Origin of the sequence: Streptomyces sp. CB02959 (assembly GCF_002803155.1) — a bacterium.
In the GTDB taxonomy this organism is placed as follows: domain Bacteria; phylum Actinomycetota; class Actinomycetes; order Streptomycetales; family Streptomycetaceae; genus Streptomyces.
On record NZ_NNBP01000003.1, the window covers coordinates 55,044 to 72,996 of the forward strand.

General features: G+C 74.2%; 13 protein-coding genes and 3 tRNA genes. 6 read left to right on the forward strand and 10 right to left on the reverse strand.

Annotation, left to right across the window (positions count from 1 at the left end):
- Nucleotides 1–2 precede the first annotated feature (2 nt).
- The 3 genes from CG747_RS05975 to CG747_RS05985 all read left to right on the forward strand — a co-directional run bounded on the left by CG747_RS05975 (nucleotide 3) and on the right by CG747_RS05985 (nucleotide 776).
- Nucleotides 3–74: transfer RNA gene (locus CG747_RS05975), tRNA-Gly, on the forward strand.
- Between the two features lie 74 nt (nucleotides 75–148).
- Nucleotides 149–221 (forward strand) — tRNA-Gly (locus CG747_RS05980).
- Between the two features lie 482 nt (nucleotides 222–703).
- A tRNA-Gly gene (locus CG747_RS05985) sits at nucleotides 704–776 on the forward strand.
- 79 nt (nucleotides 777–855) lie between these two features.
- Here the strand turns inward: CG747_RS05985 and CG747_RS05990 are convergent.
- Entirely contained in the window at nucleotides 856–1,755 is a 900-nt protein-coding gene (locus tag CG747_RS05990) for a phosphoribosylaminoimidazolesuccinocarboxamide synthase (RefSeq protein WP_100600579.1), read from the reverse strand.
- A gap of 110 nt (nucleotides 1,756–1,865) precedes the next feature.
- Entirely contained in the window at nucleotides 1,866–3,101 is a 1,236-nt protein-coding gene (locus CG747_RS05995) for an MFS transporter (RefSeq protein WP_100600580.1), read from the reverse strand.
- Nucleotides 3,102–3,202: 101 nt separating this feature from the next.
- On the opposite strand from CG747_RS05995, the gene CG747_RS06000 reads away from it, so the two are divergent.
- The gene (locus CG747_RS06000; protein WP_100600581.1) at nucleotides 3,203–4,111 is read left to right on the forward strand and encodes a LysR family transcriptional regulator; all 909 of its coding nucleotides are present in this window, start codon (nucleotides 3,203–3,205) and stop codon (nucleotides 4,109–4,111) included.
- 60 nt (nucleotides 4,112–4,171) lie between these two features.
- Here the strand turns inward: CG747_RS06000 and CG747_RS06005 are convergent, their stop codons facing one another.
- The 3 genes from CG747_RS06005 to purD all read right to left on the reverse strand — a co-directional run bounded on the left by CG747_RS06005 (nucleotide 4,172) and on the right by purD (nucleotide 9,454).
- Entirely contained in the window at nucleotides 4,172–5,653 is a 1,482-nt protein-coding gene (locus CG747_RS06005; RefSeq protein ID WP_100600904.1) for a N,N-dimethylformamidase beta subunit family domain-containing protein, read from the reverse strand.
- Nucleotides 5,654–5,833: 180 nt separating this feature from the next.
- Entirely contained in the window at nucleotides 5,834–7,765 is a 1,932-nt protein-coding gene (locus CG747_RS47795) for a hypothetical protein (protein WP_257980247.1), read from the reverse strand.
- Nucleotides 7,766–8,197: 432 nt separating this feature from the next.
- Nucleotides 8,198–9,454, reverse strand: a complete 1,257-nt coding sequence (purD, locus tag CG747_RS06015) for a phosphoribosylamine--glycine ligase (RefSeq protein ID WP_100600582.1) — start codon at nucleotides 9,452–9,454, stop codon at nucleotides 8,198–8,200.
- Between the two features lie 288 nt (nucleotides 9,455–9,742).
- Here purD and CG747_RS06020 point away from each other — a divergent pair, with 288 nt between their 5' ends.
- A complete protein-coding gene (locus CG747_RS06020) occupies nucleotides 9,743–10,555 on the forward strand; it encodes an SLATT domain-containing protein (RefSeq protein WP_100600583.1) in 813 nt (270 codons plus the stop codon).
- Nucleotides 10,556–10,615: 60 nt separating this feature from the next.
- Here the strand turns inward: CG747_RS06020 and CG747_RS06025 are convergent, their stop codons facing one another.
- The 4 genes from CG747_RS06025 to CG747_RS06040 form a co-directional block, all read right to left on the reverse strand.
- Nucleotides 10,616–11,266: a hypothetical protein gene (locus CG747_RS06025; RefSeq protein ID WP_100600584.1), complete on the reverse strand. Its 651-nt coding sequence runs from the start codon at nucleotides 11,264–11,266 to the stop codon at nucleotides 10,616–10,618.
- A gap of 96 nt (nucleotides 11,267–11,362) precedes the next feature.
- Complete coding sequence (locus CG747_RS06030) at nucleotides 11,363–12,046, reverse strand: GntR family transcriptional regulator (RefSeq protein WP_100600585.1); 684 nt, start codon at nucleotides 12,044–12,046, stop codon at nucleotides 11,363–11,365.
- A 153-nt stretch (nucleotides 12,047–12,199) separates the two neighbouring features.
- Nucleotides 12,200–13,558: an aspartate aminotransferase family protein gene (locus CG747_RS06035; protein ID WP_100600905.1), complete on the reverse strand. Its 1,359-nt coding sequence runs from the start codon at nucleotides 13,556–13,558 to the stop codon at nucleotides 12,200–12,202.
- 237 nt (nucleotides 13,559–13,795) lie between these two features.
- Nucleotides 13,796–14,596, reverse strand: coding sequence for a polyphosphate polymerase domain-containing protein (locus tag CG747_RS06040; protein WP_180985409.1), 801 nt, complete (start codon nucleotides 14,594–14,596; stop codon nucleotides 13,796–13,798).
- A gap of 364 nt (nucleotides 14,597–14,960) precedes the next feature.
- Between CG747_RS06040 and CG747_RS06045 the strand changes: the two genes are divergently transcribed.
- On the forward strand, nucleotides 14,961–16,529 hold the full coding sequence (locus CG747_RS06045; RefSeq protein WP_100600587.1) for a serine/threonine-protein kinase: 1,569 nt from the start codon (nucleotides 14,961–14,963) through the stop codon (nucleotides 16,527–16,529).
- 84 nt (nucleotides 16,530–16,613) lie between these two features.
- On the opposite strand, the gene CG747_RS06050 is transcribed toward CG747_RS06045, so the two are convergent.
- Nucleotides 16,614–17,900 (reverse strand): adenylosuccinate synthase, encoded by a 1,287-nt coding sequence (locus CG747_RS06050; RefSeq protein WP_100600588.1) that lies wholly within the window; start codon nucleotides 17,898–17,900, stop codon nucleotides 16,614–16,616.
- Between the last annotated feature and the right edge of the window lie 53 nt (nucleotides 17,901–17,953).

Consider the following 17,953-nt stretch of genomic DNA (forward strand, 5'->3'; position numbering starts at 1 on the left):
ACGCGGGTGTAGCTCAGTAGTAGAGCGCCCCCTTTCCAAGGGGGAGGCGCAGTGTGCAATCCCTGTCACCCGCTCTGACAGTTCTTCCGGTCCAAAGGATCAGGTAGAGTAGCTGTCGCGCCACTGGGTGAAAGCCGAGTGGATGCCTGCGGACGTAGCTCAGTTGGTAGAGCGCAACCTTGCCAAGGTTGAGGTCGCGAGTTCGAGCCTCGTCGTCCGCTCAGAGAAAAGGCCCCGGTCATCACGACCGGGGCCTTTGTCGTTTTCCCGGTCGAAAACCCACCGGGATCCGGGGATCTTGCCCGCGGCGCCCGGGGCGGTCCGCGTTCGCACTGCGGGGCTTTCGCCGGGGAAAAGCGCGGAGTCGGTGGACGGGCGGGCCGGGGAGCGCGTGTGGCGGTGGACACATCGCCGGGGCCCGAGGGGCGGGGCCCGCGGACGGTGGGCGGGGCGGGCTCAGGAGTCCGGTCGACTGGGTCGGGCCAGAGGGAGGTCGAATGCCCGGGTCCGGGGAAGGAGTTGGACCGGTGGGGCGGGAGCCGGCCGGGCGGAGCGCGGTGGAGCCGGTGCGGGCGGCGGCCGCGGGTCCGCGGCGCGACGGCGGGGCCGGTGGGCACAGACGTGCATCGGGCGCCGGGAAGTTGGCTATAGTGGGGCTCGCACCGCGCAGCGGCGACCAAAACGGACGCCCGGCACGGAGCATGCGGACGTAGCTCAGTTGGTAGAGCGCAACCTTGCCAAGGTTGAGGTCGCGAGTTCGAGCCTCGTCGTCCGCTCAGAGAGAGAAGGCCCCGGTCATCACGACCGGGGCCTTCTTCGTGGCCCGGTGCCGGTGGTCGGCACCGGGCCGGAGCGTCAGGCCCAGGCGCGGCCGGTGAGGCGCTCGTACGCCTCCAGGTACTTGGCGCGGGTGCGGTCGACGATCTCCTGGGGGAGGGCCGGCGGGGGCTGCTCGCCGGTGCGGTCCCAGGCCGCGGCGGGCGAGGTCAGCCAGTCGCGGACGAACTGCTTGTCGAAGGACGGCTGGGGGTGGCCCGGCTGCCACTGGTCGGCGGGCCAGAAGCGCGAGGAGTCGGGGGTGAGGACCTCGTCGGCCAGGGTGAGCCGCTCCTCGTGGAAGCCGAACTCGAACTTGGTGTCGGCGAGGAGCAGGCCGCGCTCGCGGGCGATGTCGCGGGCCCGGCCGTAGACCGCGAGGGTCAGCTGGCGGAGCTGGGCGGCGGTTTCGGCGCCGACCTGGCGGGCGACCTCCTCGTAGGAGACGTTCTCGTCGTGGTCGCCGACGGCGGCCTTGGTGGCCGGGGTGAAGATCGGCGCGGGGAGCTCGGAGCCGTCGGTCAGGCCCTCGGGGAGCGCCACCCCGCAGACCGTGCGGGACTCCCGGTACTCGACGAGGCCGGAGCCGGCGAGGTAGCCGCGGGCGACGCACTCGACCGGGACCATGGCGAGCGAGTGGCAGACCAGGGTGCGGCCGGCCCAGTCGGCGGGGGCGCCCTCGGGGACCTCGGTGGACAGGACGTGGTGCGGGACCAGGTCCGAGAGCTGGTCGAACCACCAGAGGGACAGCTGGGTCAGGACCCGGCCCTTGTCGGGGATCTCGGTGGGGAGCACCCAGTCGTAGGCGGACATGCGGTCGCTGGCGACCATGACCAGGTTGCCGTCGGCGTTCTGGTAGAGGTCCCGCACCTTGCCGGTGTGCAGGTGGGTGAGCCCCGGGACCTGCACGGGCTCGGGCTTTTCTACGAATCCGGACACGCTGCCTCCGCGTAGGTTGATCCAGGAGTCCTGGCGATTCTCCCGTACGCGCGGTGGCGGCTCCGCCGCAGGGTCGCCGTCGGGGGGCGGTGGACCGTTCCTCGGGAGGGTCAAACGGAGGATCTGGCTCCGGGACGCAGCAGGGCGGCGAGGGTGAGCAGGGCCACGACGGCGATCCCGGCGAGGATCGTCGGCGGGGTGAACGCGCAGCCGAGCAGGGTGACCGCGTACGGGGTGCAGAAGCCCAGGTAGCAGACGGCCCAGAAGCGTGCGGTGAGGCGGGCCAGATGGTGCGGGAGCGCCAGGGCGGCGACCTCGGTCAGGCCGTAGGCGACGCACAGTCCGTAGCCGGTGCCGAGCAGGGCGGCGGCGAGCAGGGCCACCGCGGGCTGCGCATGGGCCACCGCGAGGGCTCCGGTCAGCAGGCCGACGGCGGTGACGAGCAGGCCGGTGGCGGCGGTGGCGAGGCGGTGGCGGGCGCTCAGCCGGCGGGCGAGCGGGGCGACGAGGAGGCCGGCGCCGGGGGTGACGGCGGTGATGACCCCCGCGTAGACGGTCTGCCAGCCGTGCAGGCCGGTGTCGACGAGGCCCGGGAGGACGGCGAAGGCGATCGCGGGGGCGGCGAACACCCAGGGGGCCACCGGGACGACGAGGCGGCGGAACGGGGTCCGGTAGGCGGGGACGGCGGGTTCCGGGGCCGTGGTGTCCGGGGGCCGGGGCGGGACGGTTTCGGGGGCGCGGACGGCGCTCAGCGCGGCGGCCGCGACCAGGACCAGGTGCGGGACGTAGGCCAGGACCATGGGGTGCGGGGCCCACTGGGCTATCAGAGAGGCGGCCAGGCCGCCGGTGGCGAAGCCCGCGGAGAGGAAGAGGCCGGAGCGGCGGGCGGCGGCGCCGGCGGAGGGCGCGGTGCCGTACGGCGGGGTGGAGAGCTCCTTGATCCAGACGCTGCCGGCGGTGAGCAGGGTGCCGGCGCCGACGCCGGTGAGGAAGCGGCCGGGCCACAGCAGCGGCGGGGCGGCCGGCCCGGCCATCAGCAGGCTGGTCGCCAGGGCTGAGAGGCCCAGTGCGGTGAAGGCGACCCGTCGGCGGCCGTGGCGGTCGGCCAGCGGGCCGCCCACGAGGAGGCCGGGGATCAGGCCGACGACGTAGACGGCGAAGAGGGCGGTGGTGGTGGCGGCGGTCAGACCGAGGTGAGCGCGGTAGGCGCCGAGGAGGGAGGAGTACTGGTTGGCGCTCCACCCTGAGGCGGTCATCAGCCAGCCGGCGCGGAGCCAGTGGCGGGGCGCCGGGGCCGCCGTGGCGGCCGCGCCGACCCGGGCCGTCGGGGTGTGTGACAGGGGCATGGGAGACGTTGTACGGCGCGGGCGGGCGGGCGCGCCGCCTCCGTTCAGGAAATGTGAACGGCCCGGGGCGGAAGCCTTGGCCCCGGCCTATCGTGGCGCATATGGATCTTCGGCGGCTGTCTTCGTTCCTGGCGGTGGTCGAGGAGCAGCACTTCGGGCGGGCGGCGGCCCGGCTGTTCCTGTCGCCGGCCGCGGTCACCCAGCATGTGCAGCAGTTGGAGCGGGAGTTCGGGACGCGGTTGCTGGACCGCGGCCGGGGCCCGGTGGTGCCGACCGTCGCCGGGCAGCGGCTGGTGTCGCACGCCCGGACGCTGCTGGCCGCCGCGAACGCCGCGGTGGAGGACGTGACCGAGGCCGTCCGGGGCCGCACGGCGCCGGGGCGCGGGCTGCGGGTCGGGGTGATGAGCCACGGGTCGGCGGAGGTGACCCCGGCCGCGGTGAGCGCCTTCCGGCGGGCCCGGCCGGACGTGCCGGTGTCGCTGGTGCAGTTGGACTTCACCGAGCACTGCAGTGCGCTGCGCGAGGACCGGGTGGACGTGGCGTTCGTCCGGCCCCTGGTGCGGGCCGAGGGCATCGAGGTGGACGTCCTGACGACCGAGCAGCGGATCGTGGCGGTCTCCGCGCGGTCGCCGCTGGCGGACGCGGCGCGGGACGGGCTGCGGGTCGCGGACGTCCTCGACCTGCCGTTCCTGCGGCTGCCGGCGCGGACCCCGCGGCCGTTCGTCGACTACCTCTACTTCCAGGAAGGCGAGCGGCGGGCGCCGGACTGCGCGCTGAACCCGCACGACGTGCTGACGAGCGTGGCGGCGGGGCGCGGGGCGGGGTCGGGGCTGAAGTCCTTCGCGCGGTACTACCCCTGGCCGGGGACGGTGTTCGTACCGGTGCTGGACGCGCCGAGCGCGCAGAGCGTGCTGGCGACGCGGTCCGGGGACCCGAATCCGGAGGTGCGGATCTTCCGGGCGCTGACGGTGGCGCTGGCGCGGGAGTTGGGGGAGTACGCGGCGCGGTAGCGCGGGCCGGGTGCAGGGCCGTGCGGTGCGGTCGGGCCGGGCGGCGGGTGCGACGCGGGCTCAGTCGCGTTTGCAGATGCGGTCGAGGAGGTTGGCGGTGGCCCGTTGGACGCGCTGGTCGATGTGGCCGGGGCGGTCGAGGGCGGGCGACCAGGCGAAGGTGCCGGAGGAGAAGACCAGGGCGCCGCTGGGTGCGCGGTACAGGGAGGTCTCCTGGTGCCGGCGGACGCCCTCGCCGTCGCGGTACGGGGAGTGGGAGAGCAGGATGCGGCGGGTGTGCGCGGGGAGGCTGGTGCGCGGGAAGTAGCGGTCGGCCTCGCCGGCGACCAGGCCGGGGAGTTCGTCGCCCTCGTGGGCGCCGGTGGCCTCCCACAGCCAGTGGTCGGCGTTGCGGACGACGAGGGGGGCGGGCTCGGGGACCCGGCCGGCGTACTGGATGCCCATCAACCGCTGCTCGGGGTCGCCGAGTTCGCGCCAGAGGGCGGGGCGGCCGGGGCCCTGGCGTTTGCGGCAGTTGAGCAGGGAGTCGGGGCCGGCCGGCGACGGGGAGAGCTCCACCTGCCAGTACATGGTGTTGGCGGAGAGGAAGACCAGGGAGGTGCCGCCGTCCCGGGCGGCCTCGACCGTGCGGCGCATGGGCACCGACCAGTACTCGTCGTGGCCGGGGAAGACCAGGCCGCGGTAGCGGGTGGGGTCGACCCGGCCGGCGTGCAGGTCGCGGGCGTCGGCGTAGGCGAGGTCGTAGCCGTAGCGCTCGGCCCAGCGGATGAAGTCGTAGGCGTGGCCTACGTGGAGGGGGAGGCCGGCGCCGGCGTAGGGGCGGTCGAAGGAGACGGTGGTGGCGGCGTCCCGTTCGCCGAGGAGGGCGCCCTTCTGGTCCCAGGCGTGGTACAGGCTGGCGCCGGTCCGGCCGTCCTCGGGGTAGAGGTTGTACGCCTGCCAGGTGATGTCGGGGAGCAGCAGCAGGAGGTCGGCGGGCTGGTCGTCGCGGACCGTGAAGGGGATGTGCGAGCGGTAGCGGCCGTCGGCGGTGGTCAGGACGGCGACGTAGGCGCCGAGCCGCCAGTACGTGGGTACCTGGAGGCGCCAGGACAGCCACCAGTGGTGGCAGGAGACGGTGCGGTCGACGAGCAGCGGGGCCGGCTGGACGATGCCGGCGAGGCGCGGGCTGGTGGTGATCTTGGCGGCGCCGGTGCCGGCGTAGTGGCCGATGCGGTAGACGTCGATGCTGAAGGGCTGCGGCGGGTCGACCGAGACCCGGAAGTCGATGGCCTCGCCGGGGGCCACCGCGCCGGGGACCGTGAAGCCCTTGATCTGGCGGTGGACGTCGTCGGCGGTGCGGGGGCCGTTGTGTTTTCGGAGCACGGGCAGCCGCAGGTCCCCGTGGGCGACCGCCGGATCGACGTACCAAGGGATGATCCGGCCGGAGTCGAAGTAGGTCTCGCTGCCGCGCAGCCAGGGCAGCGGGCCCTGGCCGAACGGATCCGTGACCGCGTGGGCGAGCGCCCCCGACTCCCATCGCCTGATCTGTTGCGTCGCCACCTTCCACTCCCCTCCCGCGTCCCCCATGGCCGCGGCCGACCGGGCCTTACCCATCCCCCAGCACATCACATTACGCACTCACTTCGTCACCCTTCGTCGTGAATTTAGGTGCCCTTGCCCCGAAGCGCGAACTGGAAGGGAACATTCAGCCGGTCCGGCGGGCGCCCCGCACGCCGGGGCTCACCCCAGCCGGACCGGCTTCTCCGGGCGCACGCCGACCCGGTGCAGCCAGCCGCGGAGCGGTTCGGCGTCGCCGTCGTCGACCAGGCTGAGCACCGGGCGGCCCAGGTCGGCACGGCGGGTGCCGTCCACCAGGAGGGCCGGGCCGTCGAGCCAGTCCAGGCCCGGGGCGGCACCGGCGGTGTCCACGGCGGCGCAGCAGACCATGGCGGTGACGTGGTCGGCGAGCAACTCGCGGGCCGTGCGCGGCGGTTGCAGCGGGAAGAGCGGGAGGCCGCCGTCGGCCGGGCCGTCGCCCCAGGTGGAGTCGGTGGTGTCGGCCTGCGCGGAGCGGGCCGCCTGGCGGGCGGCCTGCTCGCGCTCCTCGCGGGCGACCTCGGCGCCGAGCCGGGCGGCGACCAGATCGCCGGCGCGGGTGTCGCGGGCCAGCCGGTCGATGACCCGGGCCAGGGTCGGGGCGGCGGAGGCGGCGGGCTCTTCGGCGAGCGGGGCCTCCCCCGCGGACGGGGGTCCGCCCTGCGCGCGGGGGTCCTCGCGGCGCGCACGCAGCTGCGGGCTCGGGGGCGAGGCCGCAGCCGCGGGGGCGGGGTCGAGGGCGTGCGGAAGGCTCGCGGGGTGGGCGGCGGACGTACGGGCGCGGGCGCCGGCGTACGTCAAGGGCTGGGCGGGGGCGGCGCCGGGGGCGTCCGCGGGGGTGGTGGAGCGGTCGGGGGCGCGGGACGGTTCCGGCGCTTCCTGGTCGGGGTCGGCCGGGCCGACCGCCGGCAGCTCGTCGAGGACCCGGTGCAGCCGGGCGGCCTCCAGCCGCCACTTCCGGTCGACGATCTCCTGCGGGTACTGCTGCCAGCCGACCGGCGACCAGTCCGGGCCGGGCTCGGCCGGGCCGCCGTGGAAGAGCCGGGCGGCCAGCAGGGAGGCGGCGCGGTCGATGGTGCCGGGCTCCTCCAGGAGGTCGCAGGCGGGCCGCTCGCCGAGGCGGGAGGCGAACCCCTCGGCGAGGCGGTCGCGGCGGGAGAGCTCGGTGAGCGCGGAGACCACGCCGGCGTCCAGCCGGGAGGGCCAGCGGCCCATCCGCCAGGCGGGCAGCGCGACCCTGGTCAGCAGCCGGTCCCAGCCGGCGTACGCCAGGCCGACCTGTTCCTGGGCGACGATCCGCAGGCCGTAGTCGACTTCCTGGGCGCGCTCGGAGGCGGCGGCCGCGACCCCGCGCTCCATGAGCACGACGTGCTCGCCGACGGCGCGCAGCAGCAGCCGGGCGACCCGGCCGACGAAGCGGAGCGGGAGGGCTCGCAACGGGCCCCGGGCCCGGGCGGCGACCGCGGCGGCCGCGTCCAGCCCGCGGATGAAGCGGCGGGCGGCGGCTATGTCCGGGTGTGCGGACGGGCCGGTGCCGGCGACTACGGGGGCCAGCAGGGCGCGCAGCTCGGCGACCCGCATCCACCACAGGAACGGCGAACCGATGACCAGGACCGGGGCCTCGGGCGCCCGGCGGCCGGCCCGGCGGGCGGGGCGCGGCGGACCGTGGGCGCGGTGCGTGCGGTCCTCCAGCCAGCTGTCGCAGTCCGGGGTGAGGGCTATCGCCGAGGGGGCGGGGACGTCGAGCCGGTCGGCGAGGTCGCGGACCAGGCGGTAGAGGTCCGGGGCGGCCTCCTCGGCGATCGGCACGGAGGGGCTGAGCGCGGGCCGGGCGCGGGCGACGACGACGGAGACCAGCGTCGCCAGGAGGAGGCTCAGCACGGTGAGCCCGCCGATCGTCCAGCGGGCCACCGCCCAGCCGCCTTCGGTGCCGAGCCGACCGGTGGCGCCACCCACGAGGAGGACCACGGCGACCGCGGCCGGCAGCAGGGCCACCGCCAGCGCCGCACCGCGGACGCGGAGCACCGCCAGGGCGCGGCCACGCGCCGCCAGGACGCCTGTTTCCGGACTTGCCACGAGCCTGTACACCCCCTGCGGTCCTGCTGGAGCGGGACGGAGAGAACACGGGACGGACGGTCATGCGGTGTGCGGGCGAGCGAGCGAGCCCACTCCCCACCACTGTGGCACCGGCCACTGACATCGCAATGTCGGTGGGCCAGTTGCCGGACGCCGCCGGGGCGACGGTGCCGAAAATCCGGCACCGCGACCGCAGGACGCTTGCGCCGCACCCTAGTTGGGGGTGCGGGGTTCGTCAGCTGGATACTCGCGTGGTCACTCGATGGAATGGCTTTGGGTAAAGCCGCGGGCCGGAAACGCCCGGTTCTGGGCTGCTTCCCGACGGCGGCATGCCCCACAACGCGACCGAGGCATATGTCAAAGAAATGACGTATGCCTCGGTCGTGCCTCGGTTCCGCGCCGGCCGCGGACGCGGTGGGGAGCCGCCGTGCGCTACTCCCCCGCCGCCGCCTTCGCGGCGATGTCGGTGCGGTGGTGCGAACCGTCCAGCGAGATCCGGCCGACGGCGCGGTAGGCGCGGTCGCGGGCGGTGGCCAGGTCGGCGCCGGTGGCCGTCACGGACAGCACCCGGCCGCCCGCGCTGAGCACCGCGCCGGACGCGTCGCGGCGGGTGCCGGCGTGCAGCACGTAGGCGTCGGGGGCGTCCTGCTCCGCGACCTCGGCCAGGCCCTCGATCGGGTCGCCGGTGCGCGGGGCATCCGGGTAGTTGTGGGACGCGATGACGACGGTGACCGCGGCCCCGTCGCTCCAGCGCAGCGGCGGGAAGGTCGCGAGGGCGCCGGTCGCGGCGGCGTGCAGCAGGCCGGCCAGCGGGGTCTTCAGGCGGGCCAGCACGACCTGGGTCTCCGGGTCGCCGAAGCGCGCGTTGAACTCGATCACGCGGACCCCGCGGGAGGTGATCGCCAGGCCCGCGTAGAGCAGCCCGGAGAAGGGGGTGCCGCGGCGCCGCAGTTCGTCGACGGTGGGCTGCAGGACGGTCCGGAGCACCTCGTCGACCAGCTTGGGGTCGGCCCAGGGCAGCGGGCTGTAGGCGCCCATGCCACCGGTGTTGGGGCCCTGATCGCCGTCGTGGGCGCGCTTGAAGTCCTGGGCGGGCTGGAGCGGGACGACGGTCTCGCCGTCGGTGACGGCGAAGAGGGAGACCTCCGGGCCGTCGAGGAACTCCTCGATGACCACCCGGTCGCAGGCGTTGGCGTGCGCGCGGGCCGCCTCGACGTCCTCGGTGACCACGACGCCCTTGCCGGCCGCCAGACCGTCGTCCTTGACGACGTACGGCGCGCCGAAGGCGTCCAGCGCGGCGTCGGTCTCCTCCGGGGTGGTGCAGACGTAGCTGCGGGCGGTGGGCACGCCCGCGGCGGCCATCACGTCCTTGGCGAACGCCTTGGAGCCCTCCAGTTCGGCGGCCTGCGCCGAGGGGCCGAAGACCGGGATGCCGCGCTCGCGGACCGCGTCCGCGACGCCCGCCACCAGCGGGGCCTCGGGGCCGACGACGACGAGGTCGGCCGCCAGGGCCGTGGCGAGGTCCGCCACCGCCCGGCCGTCGAGGGCGTCGACGCCGTGGAGTTCGGCCACCTCGGCGATGCCGGCGTTGCCGGGGGCGCAGTGCAGCGCACTGACGTCGGGGTCGAGGGACAGAGAGCGGCACAGGGCGTGTTCGCGGGCGCCGCCGCCGATGACGAGGACCTTCACGGGGTGCAGCCTAGACGAATGCACCAAGCGGCCGGTCGCCGGGCATGCCCCGATCGCACAAGGGCCGGGCCCCGGCGGGAACCGCCGGCGCCGTCGTCCGCCCGCGCGGCGGCAACTCTTTCGGGTGAGATGGGCGTGCGTCCTATACCGGATCCCGCACCACTTCCGGGCGGAAAACGGGCGATCTTGGGACAGAGGCCAGCCGTTCGGCGGTAGGAAAGGGGGCGGTGCGCGGCCCTTCCGTAGGCCCTGCGCGCACCCCACGGATCCGCGTACGAGGGAGCACGGGTGAGTCAGCCGGAGATGCAACCCGAGGGGCCCCCTCGGGGCGAGGGCGGGCCCGACCGGGGCCGCGGGCGGTCACCGGACCGCCACCGGGAGCCGGGCCGGCCGGAGCGCCGCCCCGCCGGCCCGCTCCGGGGCCGCGGCGACCTCGTGGGGCGGGCGTTCCCGCACGGCGACTGGGGGGAGCCGGGCAACCGGCTGGACGCGCTGTACCTGTGGAGCGAGGAGGGCGCGCTGCGCACCGCCGACTGGTACCTGCGCGACCGGCTGGCCAAGCGCCGGGGGGCGCGGGCGCTGCGGCTGGGGGCCGCGGCCGGGGTGACCGCGGGCGGGGCGCTGCCGCTGCTCGACCTCGCCGGGGTCTGGGAGCACGGGGCGCCCTGGGGCGCGCTGACGCTGCTGCTGGCCGCGGTGTGCGTGGGCTGCGACCGGTACTTCGGGATGACCGCGGGCTGGATGCGGGACCTGGCCACCGCGCAGGCGATCCACCGGCGGCTGGAGGCGTTGCAGTTCGACTGGGCGGCGGAGAGCGTGCGGGAGGTGCTCGGACCGGCGGAGGGCACCGCGAGCGAGGCCGCGGAGCGCTGCCTGGGCGTGCTGCGGCGGTTCAACGAGGACATCGGGGAGCTGGTCCGCACGGAGACGACGGACTGGATGGTGGAGTTCCGGTCCGCTCCGGTGCCGCAGGCCACCCATGCGGTGCTGCCGTGGGCGGCGCCGCGGCCGGAGGGCCCGGGGCACCCGGGGCGGTTCCTGAGGCCGCCCGGTTCGCGGCCGAACATGCCGCGGCAGCGGCCGCCGGAGGCCCCGCGCTGAGCGTGGACCGGCCGGGAGCCCGGCGGGGCCGGGGGCGGACCTCCCGCCGGTCCGGACCGCTCAGCTGAAGACGATCATGGAGCCCTGGCCCAGGCTCCGGGTGGCGGCCGCGTGCAGCCCGAGCCAGACGTGCCGTTCCCGGGCGAACGGACCGTCCTCCAGGGGGACCCCGGTGGCCCGCTCCTCCAGGGAGGTGGGACCGGCCGGCGGCGCGGGCGCGGCCGGCGGGTTCGCCGGGTCGATGCCCAGGGCCGGGGCGACCAGTTCGAGGTCCCGCAGCAACCCGTGGGAGGAGCCCAGCGGGCCGCCGCCGGCCAGCAGTTCCTCGGTGGCGAGCGGGTGCGGGAAGTCGACCGGGACGTAGGCGCCCGCGTGGTCGTAGTGCCAGACCAGGTGGGACTGCTGCGCGGTGGTCTCGAACATCTCCAGCAACTGCTCGTAGTCGCCGCCGAGTTCGTCGACCGGGGTCACCTCCAGGCCGCACAGCTGCAGGAGGTAGGCGCGGCGCAGGAAGTGCAGCGCGTCGTAGTCGAAGCCGGCGACCGGTGCCACGTCGCCGGAGAGGCCCGGCATGTAGGTGAAGACCGGGACCTCCGGCAGGCCCGCGCCCACCAGGGCGTCGTTGTAGGTGGCGATCTCTTCGGAGAACGGGTTGTCGGGGCTGTGGCACAGCACATCGACGAGGGGTACCAGCCACAGGTCACATGCCACGGGTGGGGGCTCGCTTCCGGTCGGGGACGTAGGGCACCGGCGCACGTACAGCCACGGGTACGGCCCATTACGGCCGATGGTCGGGACAGCGTAGTGCTACCCGGCCGTTCCGACGAGAGCGAGGGAGTGCTCGTTGTAATCCGCGATCAGCCGCTGGGCGTCCGGCAGGTCGTGCCGCAGCAGTGCGTCGGCCAGTTCGCTGTGGCCGTGCCAGAGGCGGCCCGCCAGGCGCGGCTCGCGGCGCAGCAGCGGCACCGCGAACATCCAGGTCTGGACGCGGATCCGGTCCAGGAAGTCGCTGATGTAGGGGTTCTGGACGATACCGCTCAGTTCGCGCCAGAACCGCAGGTCGTAGCCGATGAGGACGTCCAGGTCGCCGGCCCGGGCGGCGCGTTCGGCCTCCTCGGCACGGCGGCGGATGGAGATCAGCACCTCGGCGGGGGTGGCCAGCAGCGCCCGTTCGGCGTTGCTGCGGAAGATGCCCTCGATGATCAGGGTGCGGGCCTCGACCATGGCGCGGAAGTCGCCGGTGGTGAAGGCGTGCACCTTGAAGCCGCGGTGCTGCTCGATGTCGAGCAGGCCCTGGGCGCAGAGGTCGAGCAGCGCCTCGCGCACCGGTGTCGCGGAGACGCCGTACTGGTCGGCGATCTCCTTGACGGTGAAGGGATGGCCGGACGGCAGGCGGCCCGCCAGGATCTCGTCGCGCAGCGCGTCGGCGATCTGCTCGCGCAGGGTGCTGCGCCGTATCACGGAGCTGGAGCTGTCCGAGCCCGGGGCCATTCGGTGCGTCTCCTTCGACGTCCATGACCGCAGGTGGGAGCGGCCCTCCCCCACCATAGGCGAGGGGATGGCCGTGGTTTCACGTGAAACCACGCACGCGGCCGCCGCCCACGAGGGGCGGGGCCGCGCGGAGGTGCTGCCCGGGGGACGCGCTCAGACGGTGTGCGCGTCCGCGACCTTCAGGGCCTCGTCGAGGGCGGCGAGGCCCTCCTTGGCCTCGGCCTCGGTGACGGTGCAGGCCGGGACGACGTGGGTGCGGTTCATGTTCACGAACGGCCACAGGCCGCGGCTCTTGCAGGCCGCGGCGAACTCGGCCATCGGGGCGTTGTCGGCGCCGCCCGCGTTGTAGGGCACCAGCGGCTCGCGGGTCTCCTTGTTGCGGACCAGGTCGAGGGCCCAGAAGACGCCCAGGCCGCGGACCTCGCCGACCGACGGGTGCCGCTCGGCGATCTCGCGCAGCGCGGGGCCGATGACCTTCTCGCCGATCTCCGCGGCGTTCTCCACGATCCGCTCCTCGGCCATCGCGTTGAGGGTGGCGACGGCGGAGGCGCAGGCCAGCGGGTGACCGGAGTAGGTCAGGCCGCCGGGGTAGGGCCGCTGGTCGAAGGTGGCGGCGATCTCGGCGCTGATCGCCACCCCGCCGAGCGGGACGTAGCCGGAGTTGACGCCCTTGGCGAAGGTGAGCAGGTCGGGGGTGACGTCGAAGTGGTCGGCGGCGAACCAGCGGCCGGTGCGGCCGAAGCCCGCCATGACCTCGTCGAGGATGAAGACGATGCCGTAGCGGTCGCAGATCTCGCGGACGCCGGCGAGGTAGCCGGGCGGCGGGACCATGATGCCGGCGGTGCCGGGCACGGTCTCCAGGATGATCGCGGCGATCGACTGGGGGCCCTCGAAGGCGACGGCCTCTTCCAGGTGGGCCAGGGCGCGCTCGCACTCCTGGGCCTCGTTCTCGGCGTGGAACGGCGAGCGGTAGAGGAACGGGCCCCAGAAGTGGACGACGCCGGCCGAGGCGGTGTCGGAGGGCCAGCGGCGCGGGTCGCCGGTGAGGTTGATCGCGGCGGCGGTGGCGCCGTGGTACGAGCGGTAGGTGGACAGCACCTTGGCGCGGCCGGTGTGCAGCCGGGCCATCCGGACGGCGTTCTCCACGGCCTCGGCGCCGCCGTTGGTGAAGAAGATCTTGTCGAGGTCGCCGGGGGTGCGCTCGGCGATCAGCCGGGCGGCCTCGGAGCGGACGTCCACCGCGAAGCCCGGGGCGAGCGTGCACAGCTTGCCGGCCTGCTCCTGGATGGCCGCGACGACCTTGGGGTGCTGGTGGCCGATGTTGGTGTTGACCAGCTGGGAGGAGAAGTCGAGGTAGCGGTTGCCGTCGTAGTCCCAGAAGTACGAGCCCTCGGCACCGGCGACCGGCAGCGGGTCGATCAGGCCCTGCGCGGACCAGGAGTGGAAGACGTGCGCGCGGTCGGCAGCCTTCACAGCGGCGCCGGCGGCGGGGTCGGGGTGCTTCGTGGTCACGGTCACTACCTCGGATCGGTCGCGGGGTCCGCCGCTGGACAGGAACGGCGAACGGCTCCCAGCCTAGGGATCACGATCCGCTGACCGGTACCGACACTGTGTATGGCGCTCACCACGCGCGCGGACAGAATGTCTACGGTCCTGTAGGAAACTCCAGGGATGCCCGGGGGTGGGGGTACCTGCCCCCGGGCATCGTCAGGATCCGCGGCGCTCAGGGCTGGTCGCCCCGCGCACGCGTCAGGCCGCCGCGGCGGTGGGGAAGGCGGTCCGGACCGGCCCGCGCCAGTGGTTGGCGTACAGGTTCGGACGGAGCGCCGACAGCCCGCCGCAGTACTTGGTGAAGTCCGCGGCCGGAACGCCGTATTCGGTCAGCAGCCGGTCGGCCTCGGTGAGCCGGCCGGCGGTCTTGGTCTCGACGACGACCAGCCCGCCGTCGGCCCGTACGGTGCGACCGGTCTCCAGGTCGCGGCAGACCAGCGCGGCGTCGCAGGTGACGCGCTGGCCGTCGGCGACGAAGGTGGCCCGCTGGTAGCCGGTCTCGATGGAGCGGCCCAGTTCGGTGGGGGCCTCGATGCCGTAGGAGCGGTCGAGCACGGTGGCGAGGAAGTCCCGTGGGGCCTCGCCCAGGGCCTGGTCGCCGGGCATCAGCGGCTGGCGGTGCTTGACCGTCCGGCCGTGCTCCCCTTTGAGCTTGATCTCGAACTGCCGCTCGCCGGTGTCCGCGTAGAGCCGCTCGCGGATCTTGAAGCGGAGCAGGCTGTGCTGCCGGTGGTCGTGGAAGGAGCGCAGGTCGGGGGTGTCGTAGTAGACGGACTGGTAGCGGAACCAGCGGCGGCCGTTGATGCACAGCGCCGCGAACGGGCCGCCGGGGCGGCGGCGGTCGGTGAGTTCGGCCGCGAAGGCGGCGAACACGTCGACCGGGACGAGGTAGGTGGTACTGAAGCGAGCCAGGAGTTCGGCGCGGGCCTGGACCTCGGCCAGCGGGACGGGGCGGGCGGCCATGGCTGCCCGCGCAAGGGCTCGTACGGCGGGTATCACACGGTCTCCTTGGAGAATGGGGGACGGGGGATCGTGCGGGTCCTGTCGTCGCTCTCTGCGGTTTTTCTCCTTTCTTTACGATCGATAACCCTGGAAAGTTCCGGGACGCGGAATCAGCCATCCACTGCGTCAGTTCCCGGACAGGGGCACCGCGCTGACGGCACATCAGCCCGTCCGCACACCTCGCCGCCCGGAACCCGGCCCCTCGGTACCGGCGGCGACCCGACCCGCTCCCGCAGGCGCACGGCTTGACCGAATACCGCCCCACCGGCCGGACATCCGGCCTCGATATCCTCACCGCGGACGAGCGACCGCTCCCACAGGGCGGAGGCGGGGGCAATCCGGGGCAAAGGGGCGGCGGATCATGGCACAGCCGGGACGAGCGGGGCAGCGGGGGCAGGCCGGACGGCCCGGCGGGTTGGCACCGCTCGGCGCGCACGACCCCCAGCGGATCGGCGACTACCGCCTGCTGGCACGGCTCGGCGAGGGCGGCATGGGGCGGGTGTTCCTGGCCCGTTCGGACCGCGGCCGGACCGTCGCGGTCAAACTGGTCCGTACGGAACTGGCCCACCAGGAGGAGTTCCGGGCCCGCTTCCGCCAGGAGGTGCGGGCCGCCCGCAAGGTGGGCGGGGAGTGGACCGCGCCCGTCCTGGACGCGGACACCGAGGCCGAGACCCCGTGGGTGGCCACCGGCTACATCGCCGGCCCCTCGCTCCAACAGACCGTCGGCGGCAGTGGTCCGCTGCCGGAGCGCACGGTGCGGATCCTGGCCGCCGGACTGGCCCGCGCGCTGCGCTCCGTCCACACCGCCGGCATCATCCACCGCGACCTCAAACCGTCCAACGTCCTGCTGACCCTCGACGGCCCGCGGGTCATCGACTTCGGCATCGCACGGGCCCTGGAGGGGCTCAGCACGAGCGCGGTGACGCACACCGGCTCCGCGGTCGGCTCCCCCGGCTTCATGGCGCCCGAACAGGTCCGCGGCGAGCCGCTCACACCGGCCTGCGACGTCTTCTGCCTCGGCTCGGTCCTGGTGTACGCGGCCACCGGCCGGCAGCCGTTCGGCTCCGCGACGACGCTGCCGCACGCGATGATGTACCGCATCGCGGAGGAGGAGCCGAACCTGACCGGGCTCCCCCAGGGGCTGCACGACCTGGTCACCGCCTGCCTGGCGAAGGACCCGGCCCGGCGCCCCACGCCCGAGGACCTGGTGGCCCGGCTGGAGGACGGCCCGGACGCCCCCGGCGCGGCCGACGACGAACCGTGGCTCCCCGGGGCGCTGATCGCCCGCCTGGGGCGGCACGCCGTGGAGCTGCTGGAGGCGGAGAACCCGCAGGAGGGCCCGGACCGGGAGCCCGCCGCCACGACCGCCGTCCCCACTCACCGGACGCCCGGCACGGACCCGGCCGCCGCGCCGCCCGCCACCATGGCACCGCCGGCCGCCAAGGCCCCGGCGCGCCGCCGCCGCACCGGCCGGATCCTGCTGGCCGCGGCCGCGCTGCTGCTGCTCGGCGCGGGCACCGCCGCGTACGCGCTGCTGACCGAACCGGAGAGCGGCGCCGTCTCCGCGGGCAAGCCGGACCAGCCTCCCAAGGCCACCGGCGACATACCCGCCGCCTACCTGGGCATCTGGTCGACGACGGTCGGCGACTCCCGACTGGACGTCCGCCGCTTCACCCTCGTCCAGGGCAAGCCCGGCGAGATCGTGCTGCGGATGCAGGCCACCGGGCCCACGTACGACTGCCGGTTCGCGGCCACCCTCAAGAGCGCCGGCCCGCCGGTGCGCCTCGGCCCGTCCACCGTGGTCTCCGGCCCGCCCGACACCTGCCGCGCCGGCTCCCCCAGCACCCTGGAGCTGATGGGCGGCCAGCTGCGGCGCACCTTCGACGACGCGGGCGGCCTGGCGCCGCTGCTGTACGCGAAGACGGGGTGACGGCGAGGGCGTGCTGCCCCCGCCGCCACCCCGGACGGCAGACGGCCCCGGCGGGAGCGAACCGCCGGGGCCGTAGCGAGTTCCCTACGACAGGAACGAGTTGATCTCGATCGTCTCGGTCCGGCCGGGGCCGACGCCGATCGCGGAGATCGGGGCGCCCGACATCTCCTCCAGTGCCTTGACGTACGCCTGGGCGTTCTTCGGCAGGTCGGAGAAGGTCTTGGCCTGGGTGATGTCCTCGGACCAGCCCGGCAGCATCTCGTAGACCGGCTTCGCGTGGTGGAAGTCGCTCTGGCTGTAGGGCAGCTCCTCGACGCGCTTGCCGTCGATCTCGTAGGCCACGCAGACCGGGATCTGCTCCCAGCCGGTGAGGACGTCGAGCTTGGTGAGGAAGAAGTCCGTCAGGCCGTTGACCCGGGTCGCGTAGCGCGCGATGACCGCGTCGAACCAGCCGCAGCGGCGGTCCCGGCCGGTGGTCACACCGCGCTCGCCGCCGATCCGGCGCAGCGCCTCGCCGTCCTCGTCGAACAGCTCGGTCGGGAACGGACCGGCGCCCACGCGGGTGGTGTACGCCTTGAGGATGCCGATGACCCGGCTGATCTTCGTGGGGCCGACGCCCGCGCCCGTGCAGGCACCGCCCGCGGTCGGGTTCGAGGACGTCACGAAGGGGTACGTGCCGTGGTCGATGTCGAGCAGGGTGCCCTGCCCGCCCTCGAAGAGCACGACCTTGTCGTCGTCCAGGGCCTTGTTGAGGATCAGGGTGGTGTCGGCGACGTAGCCCTTGATCTGGTCGGCGTAGCCCAGCAGCTCCTCGACGACCTGCCCGGCCTCGATGGCGCGGCGGTTGTAGAGCTTGGTGAGCAGCTGGTTCTTGACGTCGAGGGCCGCCTCGACCTTCTGGGTCAGGATCGACTCGTCGTAGAGGTCCTGGACCCGGATGCCGGTGCGGTTGATCTTGTCGGCGTAGGTCGGGCCGATGCCCCGGCCGGTGGTGCCGATCTTCCGCTTGCCGAGGAACCGTTCCGTCACCTTGTCGGTGGTGATGTTGTACGGCGTGATCAGATGCGCGTTACCGCTCAACAGCAGCTTGGACGTGTCGACGCCGCGCTCGTTGAGTCCGCTCAGCTCGGAGAGCAGGACCGCCGGGTCGACGACGACACCGTTGCCGATGACCGGGGTGCACCCCGGCGAGAGGATTCCGGAAGGGAGGAGGTGCAGTGCGTACTTCTGGTCACCCACGACAACCGTGTGGCCGGCGTTGTTGCCGCCCTGGTAACGCACCACGTAGTCCACGGACCCACCGAGCAGATCGGTGGCCTTTCCCTTGCCTTCATCACCCCACTGAGCACCGAGCAGCACAAGTGCGGGCACAGGCGTACACCCCTTCCGGGCGGGGCATGTCCAACGTGCGTGGACGGCGCGAC